23 protein-coding genes and 1 tRNA gene are annotated in these 21,364 nt (G+C 57.4%); 14 read left to right on the forward strand and 10 right to left on the reverse strand.

Translation table 11 applies throughout. The annotated features are described in order from the left end of the window. Positions 1-156 precede the first annotated feature (156 nt). The 6 genes from QVF59_RS18650 to rsmI form a co-directional block, all read right to left on the reverse strand. Positions 157-1,014: a macro domain-containing protein gene (locus QVF59_RS18650; RefSeq protein ID WP_287881801.1), complete on the reverse strand. Its 858-nt coding sequence runs from the start codon at positions 1,012-1,014 to the stop codon at positions 157-159. 25 nt (positions 1,015-1,039) lie between these two features. Beyond that, complete coding sequence (locus tag QVF59_RS18655; RefSeq protein WP_287881803.1) at positions 1,040-1,609, reverse strand: TIR domain-containing protein; 570 nt, start codon at positions 1,607-1,609, stop codon at positions 1,040-1,042. An 848-nt stretch (positions 1,610-2,457) separates the two neighbouring features. After that, a complete protein-coding gene (locus QVF59_RS18660) occupies positions 2,458-2,802 on the reverse strand; it encodes a DUF1484 family protein (RefSeq protein ID WP_287881805.1) in 345 nt (114 codons plus the stop codon). Between the two features lie 784 nt (positions 2,803-3,586). After that, the gene (locus QVF59_RS18665; RefSeq protein WP_287881807.1) at positions 3,587-4,366 is read right to left on the reverse strand and encodes a hypothetical protein; all 780 of its coding nucleotides are present in this window, start codon (positions 4,364-4,366) and stop codon (positions 3,587-3,589) included. A gap of 496 nt (positions 4,367-4,862) precedes the next feature. Next, positions 4,863-4,947, reverse strand: a tRNA-Leu gene (locus QVF59_RS18670). 45 nt (positions 4,948-4,992) lie between these two features. Beyond that, a complete protein-coding gene (gene rsmI / locus QVF59_RS18675) occupies positions 4,993-5,895 on the reverse strand; it encodes a 16S rRNA (cytidine(1402)-2'-O)-methyltransferase (RefSeq protein ID WP_287881809.1) in 903 nt (300 codons plus the stop codon). A 27-nt stretch (positions 5,896-5,922) separates the two neighbouring features. On the opposite strand from rsmI, the gene QVF59_RS18680 reads away from it, so the two are divergent. From QVF59_RS18680 to QVF59_RS18695, 4 genes are read left to right on the forward strand one after another with little or no spacing between them, the layout of a single operon-like run. Beyond that, positions 5,923-7,008, forward strand: a complete 1,086-nt coding sequence (locus QVF59_RS18680; RefSeq protein ID WP_287881811.1) for a penicillin-binding protein activator — start codon at positions 5,923-5,925, stop codon at positions 7,006-7,008. Between the two features lie 5 nt (positions 7,009-7,013). Then, positions 7,014-7,349 carry a YraN family protein gene (locus QVF59_RS18685; RefSeq protein ID WP_159874680.1) on the forward strand — a complete coding sequence of 112 codons (336 nt, stop codon included), beginning with the start codon at positions 7,014-7,016 and terminating at the stop codon, positions 7,347-7,349. 30 nt (positions 7,350-7,379) lie between these two features. Further along, positions 7,380-7,970: a phosphoheptose isomerase gene (locus QVF59_RS18690; protein ID WP_059285308.1), complete on the forward strand. Its 591-nt coding sequence runs from the start codon at positions 7,380-7,382 to the stop codon at positions 7,968-7,970. After that, complete coding sequence (locus QVF59_RS18695) at positions 7,971-8,558, forward strand: BON domain-containing protein (protein WP_159874681.1); 588 nt, start codon at positions 7,971-7,973, stop codon at positions 8,556-8,558. It begins immediately after the preceding gene. A 66-nt stretch (positions 8,559-8,624) separates the two neighbouring features. Here QVF59_RS18695 and QVF59_RS18700 read toward each other — a convergent pair whose 3' ends face one another. From QVF59_RS18700 to QVF59_RS18715, 4 genes are all read right to left on the reverse strand, one after another. Beyond that, on the reverse strand, positions 8,625-9,833 hold the full coding sequence (locus QVF59_RS18700; RefSeq protein ID WP_159874682.1) for a sensor domain-containing phosphodiesterase: 1,209 nt from the start codon (positions 9,831-9,833) through the stop codon (positions 8,625-8,627). 147 nt (positions 9,834-9,980) lie between these two features. Beyond that, positions 9,981-10,919, reverse strand: coding sequence for a Tim44 domain-containing protein (locus QVF59_RS18705; RefSeq protein ID WP_287881816.1), 939 nt, complete (start codon positions 10,917-10,919; stop codon positions 9,981-9,983). A gap of 50 nt (positions 10,920-10,969) precedes the next feature. Beyond that, on the reverse strand, positions 10,970-11,671 hold the full coding sequence (gene tsaA, locus QVF59_RS18710; RefSeq protein ID WP_287881818.1) for a tRNA (N6-threonylcarbamoyladenosine(37)-N6)-methyltransferase TrmO: 702 nt from the start codon (positions 11,669-11,671) through the stop codon (positions 10,970-10,972). 104 nt (positions 11,672-11,775) lie between these two features. Beyond that, a complete protein-coding gene (locus tag QVF59_RS18715) occupies positions 11,776-12,525 on the reverse strand; it encodes a GNAT family N-acetyltransferase (protein ID WP_287881820.1) in 750 nt (249 codons plus the stop codon). A gap of 348 nt (positions 12,526-12,873) precedes the next feature. On the opposite strand from QVF59_RS18715, the gene mnmG reads away from it, so the two are divergent. The 10 genes from mnmG (at position 12,874) to atpA (ending at position 21,336) form a co-directional block, all read left to right on the forward strand. Further along, entirely contained in the window at positions 12,874-14,766 is a 1,893-nt protein-coding gene (gene mnmG, locus QVF59_RS18720; RefSeq protein ID WP_287881821.1) for a tRNA uridine-5-carboxymethylaminomethyl(34) synthesis enzyme MnmG, read from the forward strand. A gap of 15 nt (positions 14,767-14,781) precedes the next feature. Further along, entirely contained in the window at positions 14,782-15,408 is a 627-nt protein-coding gene (gene rsmG, locus QVF59_RS18725; protein WP_287881822.1) for a 16S rRNA (guanine(527)-N(7))-methyltransferase RsmG, read from the forward strand. Beyond that, complete coding sequence (locus tag QVF59_RS18730; RefSeq protein WP_287881824.1) at positions 15,405-16,196, forward strand: ParA family protein; 792 nt, start codon at positions 15,405-15,407, stop codon at positions 16,194-16,196. The genes rsmG and QVF59_RS18730 overlap by 4 nt, the downstream gene beginning before the upstream one ends. Positions 16,197-16,200: 4 nt before the next feature. Continuing rightward, a complete protein-coding gene (locus tag QVF59_RS18735; RefSeq protein WP_287881825.1) occupies positions 16,201-17,058 on the forward strand; it encodes a ParB/RepB/Spo0J family partition protein in 858 nt (285 codons plus the stop codon). A 92-nt stretch (positions 17,059-17,150) separates the two neighbouring features. Continuing rightward, a complete protein-coding gene (locus QVF59_RS18740) occupies positions 17,151-17,510 on the forward strand; it encodes an ATP synthase subunit I (protein WP_159874690.1) in 360 nt (119 codons plus the stop codon). Positions 17,511-17,524: 14 nt separating this feature from the next. Beyond that, the gene (gene atpB / locus QVF59_RS18745) at positions 17,525-18,343 is read left to right on the forward strand and encodes a F0F1 ATP synthase subunit A (protein ID WP_159874691.1); all 819 of its coding nucleotides are present in this window, start codon (positions 17,525-17,527) and stop codon (positions 18,341-18,343) included. Between the two features lie 90 nt (positions 18,344-18,433). Continuing rightward, on the forward strand, positions 18,434-18,715 hold the full coding sequence (gene atpE, locus QVF59_RS18750) for a F0F1 ATP synthase subunit C (RefSeq protein ID WP_045847701.1): 282 nt from the start codon (positions 18,434-18,436) through the stop codon (positions 18,713-18,715). Between the two features lie 53 nt (positions 18,716-18,768). Then, complete coding sequence (locus tag QVF59_RS18755; protein WP_159874692.1) at positions 18,769-19,239, forward strand: F0F1 ATP synthase subunit B; 471 nt, start codon at positions 18,769-18,771, stop codon at positions 19,237-19,239. Between the two features lie 7 nt (positions 19,240-19,246). Beyond that, complete coding sequence (locus QVF59_RS18760; RefSeq protein WP_287881830.1) at positions 19,247-19,783, forward strand: F0F1 ATP synthase subunit delta; 537 nt, start codon at positions 19,247-19,249, stop codon at positions 19,781-19,783. A gap of 8 nt (positions 19,784-19,791) precedes the next feature. Then, a complete protein-coding gene (gene atpA / locus QVF59_RS18765) occupies positions 19,792-21,336 on the forward strand; it encodes a F0F1 ATP synthase subunit alpha (protein ID WP_159874694.1) in 1,545 nt (514 codons plus the stop codon). Positions 21,337-21,364: the final 28 nt, after the last annotated feature.

The raw sequence follows: 21,364 nt of genomic DNA on the forward strand, positions 1-21,364 counted from the left end.
ACACCCCCGGCCATGCAGATGGAGCGGGGGTGTTTTTTGTGCAGGGAGGGTGTGGGTAATCGGAGTCTCTATCGAAATCACAGGCTTCCCGGTTGCCGTGATCGGCAGGCTGCTTGAAGTCTCTTGGACGGACTCCGCTTCGACCATCAAATACATTCAAACGCCATTTTTGACAGCCTGTATGTCAAACAGATTAATATTGTTGATCTTCTTTTCATGAATGACGATGGTCAACTTTGCAGGATATTTAAAACGCATTTCGCTGATTCTAAACGTCCAAAGCATAATCTTCAGCAAGTCTTCATCACTGATGAGTTTATGTCCTTTTATGCGGGTGATGCCAGAACCAAATATTGTAGTTGATACGCTCCTCTGGCCATAGATTGAATTAACTCTATCCCAGAAGTTTATCAAGAATTCCAAATACTCTGGCATAGTAAGAACAGCCTTATTGTCATCATCAAATTTACTAAACGCTGTAAGTAAGAATTCCTCGTAAACACATATTGTACCGATCTTGTGTTGCCTTTTCTTTCCGACTCGCCTTTTTAGATTTTCGCCGATTATTTCATCGTCTTGAAATTGATAACTCTCGATGTAGTTATCTAAGTCAGCAACCGGTGTCTTTAGCACTTTATTTACAAAAATGCCATTGACAGACATGCTGGAGATAACTCTATCATCGACCAAGGTGTCAAAATATTCGTTGAAAGCAATCGCCTTAAGTCCTGGTTGCTGAAATATATCCCCAACAACAACATTAACTTCACTCCCTTCGATGTCGATTGATATATTCCTGAGTCGGTTAGACCAGACCCATACAACAATGTAGACAAGGAGGAACGCTGTTGCGAAAGCAGCAACCTTAAACCAAAGACCATAGCTAGGCGTAGGCAAGCAGTCCTTTGGTATATCGATAAATGGAAAAACAAAGGAGAGGAAAACACTTACGGCAGTAGCGTACTTGTAGAAGGTAGCTAATAGCCGTCGGTCAAAGAAGGCCACCTTTAACATGCTTATTCTCCCCTTATAAGCACAATCATGGTTTATAGAAGAAGATCCCGGAATCTCCTTTGGTTCCCACCATGAATTTTGTATTGCTAAGCGCCATCTCTATCACGGACTTCTTATTTGGCACGTGGAGAGTCGGCACAGAACTAATTGAGTCACGAAATACTGGAAGTTTGTCCCAGAGATTTTTTACCGCTTGCTTGAGTGCCTGATTGTCAGCGGTCAGAAGGTCTGCCTCAGAGGCATACTCGGGATAGATCACGATGACCGGTAAACCTTGATCATTGATTCCGTAGTCAATTTCCTCTCTCAGTGCTTTCGAGTTGGCAGTAACGGAACTCAAGAATAAAACAATATTCTTGGACTTTCTTAGGCGCTCCCTCAGTCTAGGCTTCAGAGTCGCTTCCCAATCACTCCCGTCACGTACGTTGTATGTTTTGTCGTGAGAGTCATTGAATGGAAAAGCTGCATCCTGCCCCTTCCACATACGTAGCTGGTTATAGTAAACAAAATCGCGTGTGGCGTGAGCACCGAGCGCGCTGGTATTGAAGGGCTCTGTGACGTAGAACGCCGAGTAATTACCGTTTCTATATGCCATGGTCACTCCTGTTGAAAGATTAGATTTGGAACTGCTGATATCAGTCAACAAACTACTACCGCAACACGACAGCCAACCGATGGTTGCCAGCCGCGTAGCAGTTCAACACCTCAGAGGGGTAGCCTACATTACCACGCTCGCCCTTCCTGCGAACTTGACCTCTGCGTCGCTAAATGACCGCTGACGACTGTCCCTGATGTTTGGACCGCCGTCCTCGAGCGACTTTGTTAAGCCTGAAGCATTCGTGCGATCTGATTTCCTGATCAATGGCTCCTGTCTGGCCCCCCAGCAGATACCCACCTCAATAAACCGCCCCAAACCGTGGAAGCACCCCGCAAAGTCTTGTCAGGCAAGGGTTTCAGCCCCACGGTTTCGCCCACGTGTTTTTCTGCCATTTCGTGGGTTTCTCTGAATTTTCAATAAAATCAATGCGTTGAAGGGGTGGTGCCATCCACGGTTTCCACGCTGTTCCCACCGTAAACCGTGAATCAGCATTTCCAGCCTGTTGCGACTCCGTGGACTGCCCGTCCGGCGACGCTGTTCCCGACACGGATCATCTGAAAGACCCTCTTCGGCAACCAGTTTTTCACATAAAACGTGCTGATGTCATATGCTGGATCAAAAATCAGCCAACAATCTGCTGATGTATTGGCATGAATCGGACAGTGGCGGAATCGATTGGAGGAATGCCATGTAGTGCTGGTTGGCGTTTGTACTGACGGGGAAGGTAATGGCCTGCCGCTGGCAAACAGCACACGGCCTGCGCTGGGCGGGCTGTTGGTGGACGGCAGGGTGAGGCTTGCCTAAACGACAGGCAACAAAAAGCGCCTTGCGGCGCTGTCTGTCTCTTACAGGAGTTGGCCGATATCGGTCCGGGCGAGGCTGATTTGCTGATGCAGCGGGGTCAGCAGCCCAGCCAGCTGATTGGCTGCCAGCGGCATGTCTTCGGCGTGGTGCAGCAGATCAAGCAGGCATTGCATGCAGTCAGTGGCACGGTCCAGCGTGCAGATGCCGTCGGCAATGGTGTGCTGGACGGTCTGGCACAGGCGGGTCAACTGACTGATGGGTTCGCGCAGCGCGGCGTGCTCCGGCAGGCTGGCCAGGGTTTGCAGGTGGCTGAGTTGATCTTGAAAGGTGGCCAGCGCCAGATAGGCGGCGGGAACGTCCGGGTCGAGAAGGGGCTGGGTGTTCATGCGCGGGCCTCCTTGTATAAGGATGGCGGGGCGGTAACGGCAATGACAATCGCGGGGGGAGGGCGCAACTGGGCGCGGGAGATGCCAGGCATGGTATGCCTCCTATGTCGGATTTAGACCCGCACCCCGCTTGCAATCGGGGTGGCAGGCACATGGCAGGGTTTGCAAGACCGGGACATAGGAACCGGCAGCCCGAAGGCTCCCCACCACGGCCCGCCATAGAAAAAGGACGTACCAATGGTGTGCAACGGACATAAAAATAGCCGCAGAGCGGCTGTCCGCCTTATCTGTCGGGTCGCCAAACCCGGTGCCGCTATTGAACAGCACGCGGCAATTGTTGGTTGGCGGGGTTGGCTTGTCAATACCGGGGACGGGTGTGGCACGGCCAAGCTGCGGGCTGAGCCTGTCGGTTTGTGCTGCTTTGCGCTAGTGTCCCACCAGTGTTCCATGGCAGGTTTCAGGCAACAAAAAAGCGCCTTGCGGCGCTGTTTTTGATTCTTGCTGCAATCCTTATCTGCTAAGGACTTGGTGCCCGGGGTCGGACTCGAACCGACACACCTTGCGGCGGGGGATTTTGAATCGGGCTCGCAGTGTATTTTGGTTTGTTCTGATGTGTTCTTAGTTGTTATTTTTCAATGGCTTGGTTGGTTGTCACATGGCTGGTGTGTTTTCAATTGTGCTGGATTTTTCCGTCTCAGTGTCCCGCCAGTGCCCCATTAGCTCATCGAGGCTTGTGGATGAGCCAGCAGCGTCCAAGACATCTTCATGACCTGGCTGCTGCCAACTATGGCTGACTCAGAATCTCTTCTTCATATTCTTCGACGTCTGGCCGGAGAGATAGAACAGCATGGGCGCTGGGATCAAAAAATGCCGCAGATTTGATTTCCGATAGAGGAATGACGACCCTAAATGAGGTTAGTCGTTCGGACCATGTGTCATCAGCGATCTGTCCCCAAGACTCATAAAATTCTTCGTAATTACAAGTCAGGGTGAGGTCGAGAGTATCCTTGTCTCGATAACCGCTGATCAGTGGGATCAGCTCAATGTAGTCATGCTTTGAGAAGTCATCCCTGACTAGCTGACCAACAGAAATGCCTACATAGACCTTTCTTGACGATAGGGTTAGTTGAACTGCATTCCAGCTCATCATCGATTCAAGGAGTAGCTTGCTCAAGCTGTCGTCCATTGCCATGGCAGCAGCACTCTCTGACTCATCATTGACCGTGGACAAGAACTTGCCTGCCGCAACTGCCAGGCCGTGAGATAGTAAAATCCATACCCCCAGCATTAGATTCTTGCTGCTAATGGCATCTTTGGCTGTATGGCCCTCCCATTCCGGCATGTGCGGTATTTCCCAGCCGCAGGATTGGAATAGCCAGTGGGTCAATACGTTCAAAATCAGCGTTACGACCGCCGCAGAGCATGTAGCTACAACGCCATAGACACCAATGTTGGAGTAAGAGTCCTGACCGCTAAGTCGAGACTGGCGAAAACGAGCAAGCGGGCTACTTTTTATAAAAGTAAACCCGCTTGTTAGGATGACCAGAATGATGAGTGGCGTCATTCAACTATTTGGCATGTAAAGCAGCAAAAAACTGTTTGGCTGCTTGTCCGATTTCTCGGGCTGCAGCAGGGTTCTGTGTATTTACTCGCACAGAGCCATTGTGTGGGTCAATCTTGTAGATGGCTGGGTTCTCTGACAGCCGTTGGGCAATCTTCAAGACTTCTGGTGTTGGTTTCTTCAGGAATCGCATAGTGGCCTCCACAGGGTGAAACCTGCTTCTCAGGTCGCTCACGAGGATACGTGAGTGCTCACAGTATAAGCTCCATATGATTACAAGCCAACACAAGGAGTTGGCTTGCATTCCATTCTTGGTTGTTGCTTGGCGGCTGGGACTGTGGATTGCCAGGGAGATGGGGTCAGGGGACGGGCTGATAGTGCCGGTTTGTGCTGTTTTGCGCTAGTGTTCCACCAGTGTTCCATGGCAGGTTTCAGGCAACAAAAAAGCGCCTTGCGGCGCTGTTTTGATTCTTGCTGAAATCCTTATCTGGTAAGGATTTGGTGCCCGGGGTCGGACTCGAACCGACACACCTTGCGGCGGGGGATTTTGAATCCCCTGCGTCTACCGATTTCGCCACCCGGGCATCGCAAGAGGAGGCAAGTCTATCCCATCTGCCTTGGCTTGTAAATCACTCACCGGCGTCCTTTTTCATTTTCAGCGCATGGTCATACAGCAGCTTGCGGTTGGCTCCGGTAATTTGCGCGGCCAGGGTGGAGGCTTGCTTCATCGGCAGGTCGGCGCTGAGGATGTTCATCACCCGGATGGCTTCTTCCGGCAGGCCGGTCTTGTCTTCCTGTTGTGGGGCGGCGTCGATGATGAGCACGATTTCGCCGCGCTGCTGGTTGCTGTCGGCCTTTACCCATTCCAGCAGTTCGCCGGCGGGCAGGCCGTGGAAGGTTTCAAAGGTTTTGGTCAGTTCGCGTGCCAGCATCAGGCGGCGGTCCGGCCCCAGTTCGGCCACGATGTCCTGCAGGGTGTCCACAATGCGGTGCGGTGCTTCGTAGCACACCACCAGGTGGTCGGCGCTCAGCCATTGCTGCAAGGTACGGCGGCGTTCGCCGCTTTTGGGCGGCAAAAAGCCGTGAAACAGGAAGGCATTGCTGGTAAAGCCGCTGGCGGACAGGGCGGTGATGACGGCGGATACGCCGGGGATGGGGCGTACCGGATGGCCGGCGGCGCGCACGGCTTCCACCAGCCGCGCGCCGGGGTCGGATACCGCAGGGGTGCCGGCATCGGATACCTGCACCACGATCTGCCCTTCCGCCAGCCAGCGGATGACTTGCTCGGCCATGCTGCGTTCGTTGTGCTCGCGCAGGCTGACCAGCTTGTTGGCATGAATGCCGTAGGCGGTCAGCAGGCTGCCGGTAACACGGGTGTCTTCCGCGCAGACGACATCGGCCACGCCAAAGGCGGCCAGCGCACGTGCGGTAACATCTCCCAGGTTTCCAATGGGAGTGGCCACCACATATAATGTGCCGCGACAGAAACTTTCCCGTGCAGTTTCAAGTAAGTGAGCGAACGAAGTATGCAAAGACTGGCTCCGCTGTTGGTTGGCGTCATGATGACATGGTTGACGGCTGCGCAAGCGCAGGCACCGGACTATATCATCCAACTCAATGCCGCGCCGCTCAATAGCGTGGCCGGACAACGCCCGCGCGCCCAGGCGCAGCCGGCATCCGCCCCTGTTGCCCCGGTGGCCAAGCCGCTGGCCGCGCCCGGCAAAACCCCTGTCAGGGTGAAAATAGGCGTGTTGTTGCCCACCGAGTCCAAATTGCTGGGCGAGGCGGCGGCGGTGGTGCGCAGCGGTGTGGATGCGGCGCATGATGCCGATCCGCAGGCCGAGCTGGTGGTGATTGATGCTGATGAGCACAATGCCGCCCAGCGTTACCGCGAGGCGGTGGCTGGCGGGGTGAATGTGGTGATCGGCCCCTTGTCGCGCTCGGGTATTGCCGCCGTGGCACCGTATGTCAGCGTACCTACGCTGGCACTCAATGCGGTGGGGCGCGATGTACCGACTAATCCCAAGCTGTTTACCCTGGCGCTGAATGTTGAGGTGGAAGCGCGCCAGATTGCCCGTCTGATGCGGGACGATGGCCGCAGCAGTCCGCTGATCATCGCCGATGGCGAGGTATTGTCCAGCCGCCTGAAGCAGGCTTTCGCCGATGAATGGCGCAGCCTGGGCGGCAGGGATGTGGCCCAACTGGAGGACAACGGAGACAATCTGTCTGGGCTGGCGCAGGCGCTCAGCAAGGCGGATGCGGTGTTTCTGGCGCTGGAGCCTGCAGAGGCAGCGCGGCTGAAACCGACGCTGCTGCCGGATCTGCCGGTGTATGCCACTTCGCAAATCAGCACGCGCAGCCCTGACAAGCAGCTGGCTGGAGTGCGCTTTATCGACATGCCGTGGTTCCTGATGCCGCAGCATCCGGCGGTAAAGCGCTATGCGCGTCCGTCGACCGCACTTACCTTGCAGACCGAGCGCCTGTACGCGTTGGGGATAGATGCCTATCGCCTGGCGCTGCTGCTGGGTAGCACACGCAATCCGTCTTCCATCAAGCTGGATGGTGTTACCGGCGACCTCAAGCTAGGGCGTGACCGGGTATTTGACCGTCAACTGCCGGTGTCGCTGATCGGCGAAGGCGAGTAGCGCACATGAACCGGCAAGGACAGCAGGCAGAAGAGCGTGCGCTGTCCTTTTTGTTGCAGCAGGGTTTGCAACTGGTTGCGCGCAACTGGCTGTGCCGGGGTGGTGAGATTGATCTGATCATGCGCGATGGCCGCTACCTGGTATTTGTAGAGGTGCGTCACCGTACCAGCAGCCGTTTTGGTGGGGCGGCATACAGTATTACGGCTGCCAAACAGAGGAAACTCATGCATGCGGCCACGGTCTACCTGTCTGATAAGCGAGTAGACGCACCCTGTCGTTTTGATGCTGTGCTGAGTGAAGGCGAACAGCCGTTGCAGTGGTTGAAAAACATTTTTGCATAGCCGCCATCCATGGCTGCTACAAGGAAAAGCATGGACCTGATTGAACGCGTCAACGGACATTTTCTGGAAAGCATAGCCGCCAAGCAGGAGGCAATGGAGCTGCTATCCCCTGCGGTAGCACTGGCGGCGGAGCGTATGGTCAGCTGCCTGATGAACGAGGGCAAGATCCTGGCTTGCGGTAATGGCGGTTCGGCTGCCGATGCCCAGCATTTTGCCGCTGAAATGCTGGGGCGTTTCGAGAAGGAGCGTCCGGGCCTGGCAGCCATCTCGCTGGCTACCGATACCTCGGCACTCACGGCCATTGGTAACGACTACGACTTTGACATGATCTTTTCCAAGCAGGTGCGTGCGTTGGGGCATACCAACGACCTCTTGCTGGCTATTTCCACCTCGGGCAATTCCGCCAATGTGATTGAAGCCATTTATGCCGCCCACGAGCGTGGCATGGGTGTGATTGCCCTCACCGGCAAGGATGGCGGCAAGATCAGCGAAATCCTGTCGCCGGAAGACATCCAGCTGAATGTGCCGGTGCTGCGTACTGCCCGTATTCAGGAAGTGCATATTCTGCTGGTGCATGCGCTGTGTGATGCCATTGATTACATGCTGTTGGGAGGTGAGTAAATGAAACGTACTGTCCTGTCCCTGCTGTTGGCAGCCGGGGTATCCAGCGCCTTGTCCGGTTGCTTTGCCCTGGCCGCCGGCGGTGTGGCCGGTGGCGCGCTGGTGGCAACTGATCGCCGTTCCAGCGGTGCTTATGTGGATGACCAGAGCATCGAAGCCAAGGTGTCGCACCAGATTGGCGACAAACTGCCGTCGGCGCATATCAATACCACCAGTTATAACCGCGCGGTGCTGCTGACGGGTGAGGTGCCATCGGCAGAAGCCGGTCAGCAGGCTGAGCTGATTGCCCGCGCCATGCCCAATGTGCGGCGCGTATTCAATTACACCGTGGTGGCACCGGTTTCCGGTTTCTCCGAGCGTAGCAACGACACCTGGATTACCAGCAAGGTGCGCACCCGTCTGCTGGATGGCAAGGGCTATTCGCCCAATCATATCAAGGTGGTGACCGAGCGTGGCGTGGTGTACATGCTGGGCCTGGTGACGCCGGCGGAAGGCCAGCTGGCTGCTCAGGTGGTGAGTGAAACCGCGGGGGTGCAGAAAGTGGTCACCCTGTTTGAAAGCATTACCGAAATTACCCCGGCGCAGTAAGCGGGTGACAGTCAAAGACAAAGGACCGCAAGCGGTCCTTTGTCTTTTTGTGCCTTAGACCCAGTCTCAGCCGTGGCTGCTGTGCACACGTGGTGCCAGTACGTCGGCACACAGCACATGCATGGCTTCGTCAATTTCAATCGCCATGGACAGGGTGACGCAGGAACGGGTGTCGGTCATCGACAGGTAAGGCTCGCTCATGTACAGCACGCCGGGCTGGTCGATGGCATGCTGGAAATACGCGCGGCGCGACCATACCGCACCGGTGGTATCAGCTAGCGGGGCGAACTTCAGGCTGCTGGCGATGGTGTTGTGGCGGCTGTTGAGGTTGCGGCCAATCTGGCGGCCTTCGCTGTCCAGCAAGAAACAGCGGATGACATCGGGCATGGCCAGCATGGGCGTGGCAGCCTGGTCGAACGGGGTGCCCTGCATCAGCGAAATGGCGGATTGCACAAAGGCTTGGCGCGCCAGTTCGATCTGGCGGCGGGTAATCTTGCGCTTGAGCAGGTCGCGCACCATCAGCTCGTCCCAGCGCGAGTCCAGCCGCTTGGTGATGATGTCATCCGCGTCCGGGCTGGCGGAGGGGCGGGCCACATAATAGCCCTGTACCAGATCGCAGCCGGATTCCAGTGCTACCAGCACGTCGTTCTCGGTTTCGATGCCTTCTTCCACTACCAATGCACCAATTTCGTGCATCAATCGCACTAGTCTGGACAGCAGGTTACGGGTGCGTGGCTGGCTGACGGCACTGCGCAGCAAATCCTTGTCGAACTTCACCAGGTCCGGCTCCAGCTGGCACACCCTGTCCAGGTTGGAATGGCCGACGCCAAAATCGTCGATGGCAATCAGAAAACCGGCTTTTTTCAGCAGATTCACGCCTTCGATCAAGGCTTCGTCCAGTTCCAGTACATGTTCCAGCACTTCCAGCACCACATTGCCCGGCTGCAAGCCGGCTTCGCGAATGGTATTGGCCAGCGCCATGGCGCGCTCAGGACGGGATAAGGAGGCGGCATCCACATTCAGGAACAACCAGTGCGGCTGGCTGTGTTCCAGCTGGGAAAAATGCTGTACATGGGCCTGGCTGACGGCCAGGTCGAGGCCGTGGCGGCGTTCTGGCGAGACCATGGCATAAAAGGCCTCTGCGGGGGAGAGGGGCAGCTGGTTCTGCTCGGCACGCAGCAGGGCTTCCACGCCCACAGTGCGGCGGTGCGCCAGACTGTAGATGGGCTGAAAATGGCTGCCAAGGGTCAGACCGGCATGCTCGAAACGTTTCATTGCAGTACATTCCTTCCTGGAGTGGGGCTCTTGCTGGCCCATAAGCCAATCTCTCTAGCAATTGGCATTCCAGTGTAGAGCATGGCCGGATAATAAAAAACGGGCCCGACTGGGCCCGTTGAGATAAATCCGCACAAAAGAAAGAAATTACTCCTGCTGAATGCCTGCCACCAGCCATTTTCCACCGGTGCTGCCATCCTTGATGTAGTGCCAGTATTCGCTGAACGGCACTGCCGCTGCATTGACCGACTCGCTTACCGTACCGGAGAAGCGCACGGTGGCGATAAAGCGGCCACCTTCTTCCACGGCTTCGGCCAGCTGGCAGTCCAGCTGCGGGAAGTCAGCCACATCAGTATTGCTGCCGATTTCATTGCGCAGGCCTTCAAACAGGTCCGGCGTCATGTACTTGCGGACTTCTTCCAGGCTATCCGGTGAGTTGAGGCTTTGCAGGTGCAGGAAAGTCGCCTTGGCCTGACGCAGGAAGTTGGGGGTTTCCGTACCATCCGGCAGACGACCCGGTACCGCACTGCTCATGGCCGGGGCTGCGCCGTAAGACGGTGTCTGACCCAGGCCAGAGCCGATTTTGGGAATCGGCTCGAAACGGGCAGCGTCCTGAGCATTGCTGTTGAATGTCGGACCGTTACTCGCCGGCATCGGCGTGTTCATGCCAGCAGGGCTGGCACTCTTGCGACGGAACCACATCAGGCCGCCAATACCCAGCAGACCCAGCAGGGCCAGCGTGCCCCAGGGAATGCCGGAGCCGGCACCTGCATTATCCACCGCATTGCCCGACGCATGATTGCTGTTCATGGCCGAACCCAGCATGTAGCCGGCAGCAGCACCAGCGGCACCCGCCGCAATGGCGGTACCGATGCCCGGGCCCTTCTTGGGCTGGGCTTGGGGCGCAGCCTGCGGAACCGCTGCCGGAGCCGGCATCGGTGTGGGCTGCTGGTAGCTCTTGGTCGGGGCCGAGCGGCGCATGCCGGCGCTCTTGCCTCCGCCCAGGCGTGCGGCTTCCGCGAACGGTGCCGCCAGGACAGAAACCAGGGTGAAGGCGAGCATGATCGTCTTCGCGCGAGGTGTCATGATTTTATTCTCCAGAGTAAAGGGCTCCGGTGTGACCGGAGCATGGGAGTTTAGTTCGGGGCAAACGGCTGAATTTCAAGCACGTGGGCATGGTTATCCCGGATGCTAAAGCGGATGTTGTAGTCATAAAGCCGCACGCCATAGATGCGCTCCGGGTCATCCTGGTAGGCTGGGCGCGGGTCCTGTGCCAGTACCTGATCAATCAGTTGGGCCAGCGCGGGAGGCTGCGAGGGGAGGGCTGCAAGTTGCAGTAGCGCTTGTTCGCTCCAACTGGTTTGCAGGCGGGGTGGTGGGCCGTCGACAAAGCCGCCACGCGCTTCCGGGCGGGCCTCCACAAAGGGAATATAGGGCTTGATATCCAGTACCGGCGTGCCATCCAGCAGGTCGGCACCGGCCAGTTGCAGTCTTACGCCGTCGGCCAGGTCGATACCACGCAGCTCGACCAGTGACAGGCCCAGCGGATTGGGGCGATGGGTGGAGCGGCTGGCAAATACGCCTACCTTGGCATTGCCGCCCAGTCGCGGTGGGCGTACCAGCGGCTGCCAGCCGCGTTGGGCGGTCTGGTGGAAGACAAAACTGATCCACACGTGGGAGAAGGCTTCCAGCCCGCGTACCGTGTCTGGGTGATTGAACGGTGGTAGCAGCTCGATCTGGATGTCGGCAGCAGGCGCCAGCGCGGGCTGGCGCGGGATGCCGAATTTTTCCTTGTAAGGCGAGTGGACAATGCCCACCGGGTGAAATGCGTAGCTCATGCCCGGATTGTAGCCGGGTTCGCTGTCATATAGACAGAACAGCCCGGACGAACGGGGGCTTCGTCCAGGCTGATGACAGCGGCAACGCTGTGTGGGCTGGGGAGTCAGCCCACGAAGTGGCGGTTGTAGCGGCCGGTAAGGCGGCTCATCGGCAGCAGCATGAAGAAGTCGGCGCAGTTGAAGTCAGGGTCCCAGGCTGGTTCGCCGCAGATGAAAGCACCGGCGCGCAGATAGCCCTTGATCAGCGGCGGCATCGGCGAGGAGGGTGCATCGTCGTGAATGCGGTCCAGCGGCAGCGGCAAGTGGGGAAATACACGCCATTCGGCAGGGGAGAGGTGACTGGTTTCCAGCTGGCGGTACAGGCTGACAGCCTGATGGCCACCATCTGCCAGGCTCACGCTGGCGCAGCCGGCCAGGTATTCGCCACCTTGCTTTTGCACGTAATCGGCTAGGCCGGACCACAGCAGGGCGATGACGCCGCCACTGCGAAAATCCTTGTGCACGCAGGAGCGGCCTACTTCAATCAGGCTGTCGCGCAGGTTGTCCAGGCGGGTGATGTCAAATTCGTGTTCGGAATACAGCGAAGGTGCGCGGCGTGCCATGTCGGGTGGCAGCATGCGGTAGGTACCCACCACCAGGCCGCTGTTGCTGTCTTCTACAATCAGGTGGTCGCACAGCGCATCGTACTCATCGCAATCAATGCCCAGGGATTGTGAGGACAGCTCGGCCCCCATTTCACCGGCAAATACGTCAAAGCGCAGTTTCTGAGCTCGGCGGATATCTTCGGCAGTTTCGGCAACGCGTACGCCCAGTTTCAGCTGACGACGGCTGCTGATGCTTTCATTCAGTTGCATGACTTAACTCCCCTGGCAAAATGCGGACATGCTTGTTTTGTCGGTTCGGGATAATACCGGCGTGGTGCTGGCATGCCATCAGCCATTTCCGAACATCGGCACGGCAACTCCTTCATTTGGCAGCAGCTTTTCAGCAGAGCGGCCTTGCAACACATGCTAGTCATACAGTTTGACGAGGACATTTCCGTCATATGACTTGTGAATGACCTGCGTTTTAAGCGTGGGTTACAGTAGGGATGAAACAAATCAATGACTTACCTTGCTATCGGTTTTGCCGTAGAATAGGCCGTTTTTCCTGCACGCTTTGCCCTGCCTCAGTCTTGCGCACGGGCTTCCGAGTACAGCCAGATGATTTATCCCACACAGTTTGACGTGATCGTGGTTGGCGGCGGACACGCCGGCACCGAGGCCGCGCTGGCCGCTGCCCGTATGGGCCGCGCCACGCTCCTGCTTACCCACAATATCGAGACCCTTGGTCAGATGTCGTGCAACCCGTCTATCGGTGGCATTGGCAAGGGGCATCTGGTGAAAGAGGTGGATGCGCTGGGCGGTGCCATGGCACTGGCCACCGATATCGGCGGCATCCAGTTCCGTACCCTGAATGCCTCCAAGGGACCGGCGGTGCGGGCTACCCGCGCCCAGGCCGACCGCATCCTGTACAAGGCGGCCATCCGAGAAATGCTGGAAAACCAGCCCAATCTGACGCTGTTCCAGCAGCCGGTGGACGATTTGCTGATCGAGGGCGATCAGGTGGCCGGTGCCATTACCGCCATCGGCATCGTGTTCCGTGCCCGTACCGTGGTGTTGACTGCCGGCACTTTCCTGTCCGGCAAGATTCACGTTGGCCTGGAAAACTACACCGGTGGCCGTGCTGGTGATCAGGCCGCTTCCACCTTGGGTGCACGCCTGCGTGAGCTGGATTTGCCGGTGGGCCGCCTGAAAACCGGCACGCCGCCGCGCATTGATGGCCGCAGCATCGATTTTTCGGTGATGGAAGAGCAGCCGGGTGACAGCCCGGAACCGGTGTTCTCCTACCGAGGCCAGCGCAGCATGCATCCCAAGCAGCTGCCGTGCTGGATTACCCACACCAATCAGCAAACCCACGACATCATCCGTTCCGGCTTCGAGCGCAGCCCGATGTTTACTGGCGTGATTGAAGGGGTGGGCCCGCGTTACTGCCCGTCCATCGAAGACAAGATCAACCGCTTCGCCGACAAGGACAGCCATCAGGTATTCCTGGAACCGGAAGGCCTGACCACGCACGAGTTCTACCCCAACGGGATTTCCACCAGCTTGCCGTTTGATATCCAGCTGGCGGCGGTGCGTTCCATCCGCGGCATGGAAAACGCCCACATCCTGCGCCCCGGCTATGCCATCGAATACGATTACTTCGACCCGCGCGGCCTCAAGTCCACGCTGGAAACCAAGTCCATCAAGGGCCTGTTCTTTGCCGGGCAGATCAACGGCACCACCGGCTACGAAGAAGCCGCCGCGCAAGGTCTGCTGGCCGGCCTGAATGCCGCCCTGTATTCGCGGGATGAAGAAGGCTGGTGTCCGCGCCGTGATGAAGCCTACCTTGGCGTGCTGGTGGACGACCTGATTACCAAGGGCGTGTCCGAGCCTTACCGCATGTTTACCAGCCGCGCCGAATTCCGCCTGCAACTGCGCGAGGACAATGCCGACTTGCGTCTGACCGAAATGGGCCGCAAGCTCGGCCTGGTCGATGATGCGCAGTGGGATGCCTTCTGTCGCAAGCGCGACGCAGTGGAAGCCGAAACCGCCCGTCTGAAAACTACCTGGCTGCATCCGGCCAAACTGCAGGATGCAGCTGCGCTGGAAGCCCTGCTGGGCAAGGGTATCGAGCGCGAGTACAACCTGTTCGACCTGCTCAAGCGTCCCAATGTCGCTTACCGCGAGCTGATGACCCTGCCGGAAGCCGCAGGTGGTGTGGCGGATGACGTGGTTGCCGAGCAAGTGGAAATTCAGGTCAAATATCAAGGCTATATCAACCGTCAGAACGAAGAACTGGCGCGTCGCGACAATCTGGAAGACGTCCGCCTGCCCGCCGACATCGACTTCGGCTTGGTTAAGGGGCTGTCCAAGGAAGTACAGCAAAAACTGAATCAGCAGCGCCCGGAAACCCTGGGTCAGGCCTCGCGCATCCAGGGCATCACCCCGGCGGCGGTTGCCCTGCTGATGGTGCATCTGAAGCGTGGCTTTGCCGACGCCAAAACCGAATAATTGCAAGCCAAGCGCATGACACATACTGCAGAACTGAAAAACGGGCTGGATCAGCTGGCCCTGGGCCTCACCGAACAACAGCTGGCCTTGCTGGATGGCTACCTGAACCTGCTGGCCAAGTGGAACCACACCTATAACCTGACCGCAGTGCGCGAAGAGCAGCGCATGGTCAGCTACCATCTGCTGGACAGCCTGTCGCTGGTGCCGCACCTGAACGGTGGCACCCGCCTGCTGGATGTGGGTTCTGGTGGCGGCATGCCGGGCATTCCGGCCGCCATTGCCCGCCCGGATCTGCAAGTGGTGCTGCTGGACTCCAACCACAAGAAAACCACCTTCCTGCGCCAGGCTGTCATCGAGCTGGGCTTGCCCAATGTCGAGGTGATCACCAGCCGGGTGGAGGCTTATCAGCCGGAACACAAGTTCGATCGCATCACCAGTCGCGCCTTTGCCGAACTGGCCGAGTTTGTCCGCCTCACGCCGCACCTGCTGGCCGACGGTGGTCAATACCTGGCGATGAAGGGTGTGTATCCTTACGAAGAAATCTCGCTGCTGCCGGACACGGTAGCGGTAGCCGAAGTACTACCGGTGTCGGTGCCCGGTCTGGACGCCGAACGCCATCTGGTGAGAATGGTGGCTAAATGAATGCACGCGTGATCGCGGTTGCCAATCAGAAGGGGGGGGTCGGCAAGACCACCACCGTGGTCAACCTGGCCGCAGGTCTGGCCGAGCTGGGCCGCAGGGTGTTGATTGTCGACCTCGACCCGCAGGGCAATGCCACCATGGGCAGCGGCATTGCCAAGCAGTCGCTGGAACACTCCGTGTATCACGTGCTGCTGGGCGATGCTTCGGTGGAAGAAGCACGTCAGCCGGCCAAGGAAGGCGGCTACCATGTGCTGCCGGCCAACCGCGATCTGGGTGGGGCCGAGCTGGAGCTGGTGAACGAACTGGCGCGCGAAGCACGCCTCAAGAATGCCCTGAGTACGGTGGACGACCAATACGACTACGTATTGATCGACTGCCCGCCCTCGCTCAACCTGCTGACGCTCAACGGTCTGGTGGCTGCCAATAGCGTGCTGATTCCCATGGTGTGCGAATACTATGCGCTGGAAGGGCTGTCCGATCTGGTCACCACCCTGCGTAAGGTGCGTGCTGCGGTGAATCCGCGCATTGAAATCATGGGCCTGCTGCGCACCATGTTCGATTCACGTAGTAATCTTTCACAGCAGGTTTCCGAGCAGCTGGCCAGCCACTTCGGCAACAAGGTGTTCGAAACCGTCATCCCGCGCAATGTGCGTCTGGCCGAAGCTCCCAGCCATGGCCTGCCCGGTTTGGTGTACGACCGCAATGCCCGTGGCGCACAAGCCTATCTCACGCTGGCGCAGGAACTGACTGCCCGCCTCGAACCCGCAACCGCAACTCCATCTGTCTGACATCATGGCCAAACTCAAAGGACTCGGGCGCGGTCTAGACGCGCTCCTCGCCACCAGCGCAGTGGCGGACGACCGCCTCACCACGCTTTCCATCGATCTGATCCGCCCCGGTAAATACCAGCCGCGCAGCCATATGAATGAAGCCGCACTGGACGAGCTGGCGGCGTCCATTCGCGCCCAGGGCGTGATCCAGCCGGTGGTGGTGCGTGAAATCGGCTTGGGTGAGTACGAGCTGATTGCCGGTGAGCGCCGCTGGCGTGCCGCCCGCAAAGCAGGTTTGGCCGAAGTGCCTGCCGTGGTGAAAACGGTGGCCGACGAAGCGGCGTTGGCCATGGCGCTGATCGAAAACATCCAACGCCAGGAGCTGGACCCTATCGAAGAAGCGCAGGGTCTGAAGCGATTGATCAGCGAATTCGGCCTGACGCACGAGTCAGCTGCCGATGCAGTGGGCCGCTCACGCAGTGCGGTATCCAACCTGTTGCGCCTGCTGGCACTGCCAGAGCCGGTGCAGACCATGCTGCATCAGAATCAGCTGGAAATGGGTCATGCCCGTGCCTTGCTGGCCTTGCCGGTGGTACAGCAGCTGGAGCTGGCGCATGAGGCGGTGGACAAGGGTTGGTCGGTGCGTGAGGTGGAGCGGCGCGTACAACAATTGTCAGACCAAAAAACCACACTGCCGGTAGCGGAAAAGAGGAGAGATCCGGATATCACCCGGCTTGAGCAGGAGGTGTCCGAGCGCATCGGTGCCAAGGTCAGCATCCGCCACGGTGCACGTGGGCAGGGACGTTTGCAGGTGGAGTATGCCAACCTGGACGACCTCGAACGATTGCTTGAAAAACTTCAAGCAAAATCAAACAAATGATTTTATGTTGCACTGCAATGGTGCGGGTGATGTTCAGTTTGACGCAAATCAAGCGCTCAGCCTATAATCGAGCGATTTTTTAAGTGTCGGACATGCAAAATCCGGAAGTCGGGCGCGTACTGCGCCTGCAAGCAAAACTGCTTGTAGTGGCCGTACTACTTGGTGCCGTGCTTAGCGCCGGCACCGTTGCTGTTCCGGTGTCGGTTCTGCTTGGGGGACTGTCGGCGCTGATTCCCGCCGCAGTTTATGCAAGAATCGCCTACGCCAAGCGGCATGTCCCACCTGCGGTGCTGATGAAGGCGCACTTCATGGCAGAGGCAGTCAAATTCATTCTGACTGTCTTAATGTTTGGTGCATCTTTGGTGTTTTTCAAGGATTTATCGGTAGTGGGTTTGCTGGCAGGCTTTTTTGCCACGGTGTCCGGCTACTGGTTAGGGCTTCTAATCAAATAATTGAGAAAAGAGCGATGGCAAGCAACGCAATTGAGTACATTAATCACCACCTTACATTCTGGAACTCCGATCCGTCCCCGGCTCGCGGTTTCTGGAGCCTGCACGTAGACACCTTCTCCGTTTCCCTGTTCCTGGCTTTCGTGTTCGCCGGCGTGTTCGCCATGGTGGCCCGTCGTGCCAGCCTGGAAAATCCGGGCAAGTTGCAGCTGTTTGTCGAATCCATCATCGAATTGGTCGATACCCAGGTAAAAGAAATTTTCCATGCCAAGAGCAATGTCATCGCCCCGCTGGCGCTGACCATCTTCTGCTGGATCTTCCTGATGAACGCCATGGACATGTTGCCGGTTGACCTGCTGCCGAACATTGCCCAGTGGATCGGTCACACCTTCTTCGGTCTGGAAGCGCATCACGTTTATTTCCGTTCGGTACCGTCCGCTGACGTGAATGCCACCTTTGCCATGTCGCTGTCCGTATTCCTGTGCATCATCGGCTTCTCCATCAAGGCCAAGGGCCTGGGCGGCTGGGGCAAGGAACTGCTGACCGCACCGTTCCACACCCACAACCCGATTGGTGCCATCATCCTGGCCCCGCTGAACTTCATTTTTCAGCTGGTCGAACTGGCCGCCAAGCCGATCTCTCTCTCGCTTCGTTTGTTCGGTAACCTGTATGCCGGCGAACTGATCTTCATCCTGATCGCACTGCTGCCTTGGGGCGCGCAGTGGATTCTGGGTGCGCCGTGGGCCATTTTCCACATTCTGATCATCACCCTGCAGGCCTTCGTGTTCATGATGCTGACCATCGTGTACCTGAGCCTGGCTGTGGAAGCGCACTAAGAGTTTCGTGGTATCCGTTTTTTTTAGAGCTTTACCTTTGTTTTAGTTTTTTTTACCAACCATCCTTGCATAAGTCTTAGGAGATAAATAATGGAAGCACTCGTTTCTCAGATTCAGTCGATGACCGCTATCGCAGCTGCTCTGATCATTGGCCTGGGCGCTCTGGGTACTGCTATCGGTTTCGCCATTCTGGGTGGCAAATTCCTCGAGGCCTCCGCCCGTCAACCGGAAATGATCCCGGTTCTGCAAACCAAACTGTTCATTATCGCCGGTCTGCTGGACGCGATCTCCATGATCGGTGTGGGTGTTGCCATGCTGTACACCTTCAGCAACCCGTTCCTGTCCGCTGCCAAAGCAGCTCTGGGTGGCTAATTTTTAGTCAGTAAACGGTTGGTGTAGAAGTCATTCTCTGGAGGAAAACAAGCGTGGAATTTAACGTAACACTACTGGGCCAGGCGATCACGTTCGCCATCCTGGTATGGTTCACCATGAAGTTTGTTTGGCCTCCGCTTACCAATATGATGGATGAGCGTGCCAAGCGTATTGCAGATGGCCTGGCCGCTGCAGAACGTGGCAAGCAAGATCTGGAAGCCGCTGAAAAGCGCGTTGCGGACGAAGTTCGCAAGGCCAAGCAGCAAGCAATGGAAATCATTGCTACTGCCGAGAAGCGTGCTACCCAGATCGTGGACGAAGCCAAGGACAATGCCAGCACCGAAGGTGCCCGTATTGTGGCTGACGCCAAGGGTCAGATCGATCAGGAAGTGATGCGTGCCAAGGAAGCCCTGCGTGAGCATGTGGCCCAGCTGGCCGTTATCGGCGCAGAGAAGATCCTGCGCAAAGAGATCGATGCAGCCAAGCACGCCGACCTGCTTTCCTCCATCAAAGCGGAGTTTTAATTAACTCATGGCAGAACTCATTACCGTCGCAAGGCCCTACGCCGAAGCGGTATACAGCCTCGCCACCGAAACGCGTACGCTGGACCAGTGGTCCGATGCGCTTGCGTGGCTGGCTGCCATGGTGAACAACCCGGATATGGTTGAAGTTGTCACCAATCCGAAACATACCGCAAAAGAGGTTGAGGCGCTGATGCTGGACGTCCTCGGCGAGCGAGCCAATGAAAGTGTAAAAAACTTTCTGGTCGCCCTGATCGAGAACCACCGCCTGATGCTGCTGCCGCATATCGCCAGTCAGTTTGAACTGTTCAAGGCCAAAGCGGAAAACATCGTTGATGCGCAAGTTGAAACGGCGTTCCCGCTGACCGAAGAACAGAAAGCCGAACTCACCAGCACGCTTTCCAAGCAGTACGGCAAAACCGTGCGTCTTGATGTGCGTGACAATGCCGATCTGATCGGTGGTGTGCGCGTGCTGGTCGGTGACGATGTCATCGACAGTTCCGTGCGCGGCAAGCTGCAAGCGATGGCGGCAAGCCTCAAGAATTAGGAGAGATCATGCAGTTGAACCCCTCTGAAATCAGCGATCTGATCAAGGCCAAGATTCAGAACCTGGCTGAAGGCGCTGAAGTCCGTACCAAGGGTACGGTAATTTCCGTGACCGACGGTATCGTTCGTGTCCACGGTCTGGCAGACGTGATGCAGGGCGAAATGCTCGAGTTCCCGGGCAACACCTACGGCCTCGCCATGAACCTGGAGCGCGACTTTGTCGGCGCCGTGGTTCTGGGTGAGTACGAACACATTTCCGAAGGCGACGAAGTCAAGTGTACCGGTCGCATTCTGGAAGTGCCGGTAGGTCCGGAACTGGTGGGCCGTGTTGTCAATGCCCTGGGCCAGCCGATTGACGGCAAGGGTCCGATCAACGCCAAGCTGTCCAGCCCGATCGAAAAGATCGCGCCGGGTGTGATTGCGCGTCAGTCGGTATCCCAGCCGATGCAGACCGGCCTGAAGGCGATTGACTCCATGGTACCGGTAGGCCGTGGCCAGCGTGAGCTGATCATTGGCGACCGTCAGACCGGCAAGACCGCCGTTGCTCTGGACGCCATCATCAATCAAAAAGGCACTGGCGTTGTTTGTATCTACGTAGCCGTAGGTCAAAAAGCCTCCTCCATTGCCAACGTGGTACGCAAGCTGGAAGAGCACGGTGCACTGGGTCACACCATCATCGTAGCCGCTACCGCTTCCGAAGCCGCTGCCCTGCAGTTCATCGCCCCGTACTCCGGTTGCGCGATGGGCGAATATTTCCGCGACCGTGGCGAAGATGCACTGATCGTATACGATGACTTGTCCAAGCAAGCCGTTGCCTACCGTCAGATCTCCCTGCTGCTGCGTCGTCCGCCGGGCCGTGAAGCTTACCCGGGTGACGTTTTCTACCTGCACTCCCGTCTGCTGGAACGCGCTTCCCGCATCAACGCGGACGAAGTAGAAAAACTGACCAACGGCGAAGTGAAGGGCAAGACCGGTTCCCTGACCGCCCTGCCTATCATCGAAACCCAGGCTGGTGACGTTTCCGCCTTCGTTCCGACCAACGTGATTTCCATCACCGACGGCCAGATCTTCCTGGAATCCGACCTCTTCAACGCAGGTATCCGTCCGGCCATCAACGCCGGTATCTCGGTATCCCGTGTGGGTGGTGCGGCCCAGACCAAGGTCATCAAGAAGCTCGGTGGCGGTATCCGTCTGGCTCTGGCCCAGTACCGTGAACTGGCTGCGTTCTCGCAGTTCGCTTCCGATCTGGACGAAGCAACCCGCAAGCAGCTGCAACACGGTGAAGTGGTTACCGAACTGATGAAGCAGAAGCAGTTCGTGCCGCTGGCCACTGCCGAAATGGCACTGACCCTGTGGGCTGTGAACAAGGGCAGCTACGAAGACGTTCCGGTGAAGAAGGCCCTGGCATTCGAAGCTGAGTTCCTCGCTTACGTGCGTGCGAACCACAGCGACCTGCTGGCCACCGTTAACGCTTCGGGCGATTTGTCCGGCGACAACGAGAAGGTACTGGCCAAGGCGATGGAATCGTTCAAGGCTGGCTACAGCTTCAACTGAGCCTTTCGACTCACGTCGTAGCTAAAGA

This window comes from Aquitalea sp., from assembly GCF_030150775.1.
GTDB classification, from domain to species: domain Bacteria; phylum Pseudomonadota; class Gammaproteobacteria; order Burkholderiales; family Chromobacteriaceae; genus Aquitalea; species Aquitalea denitrificans.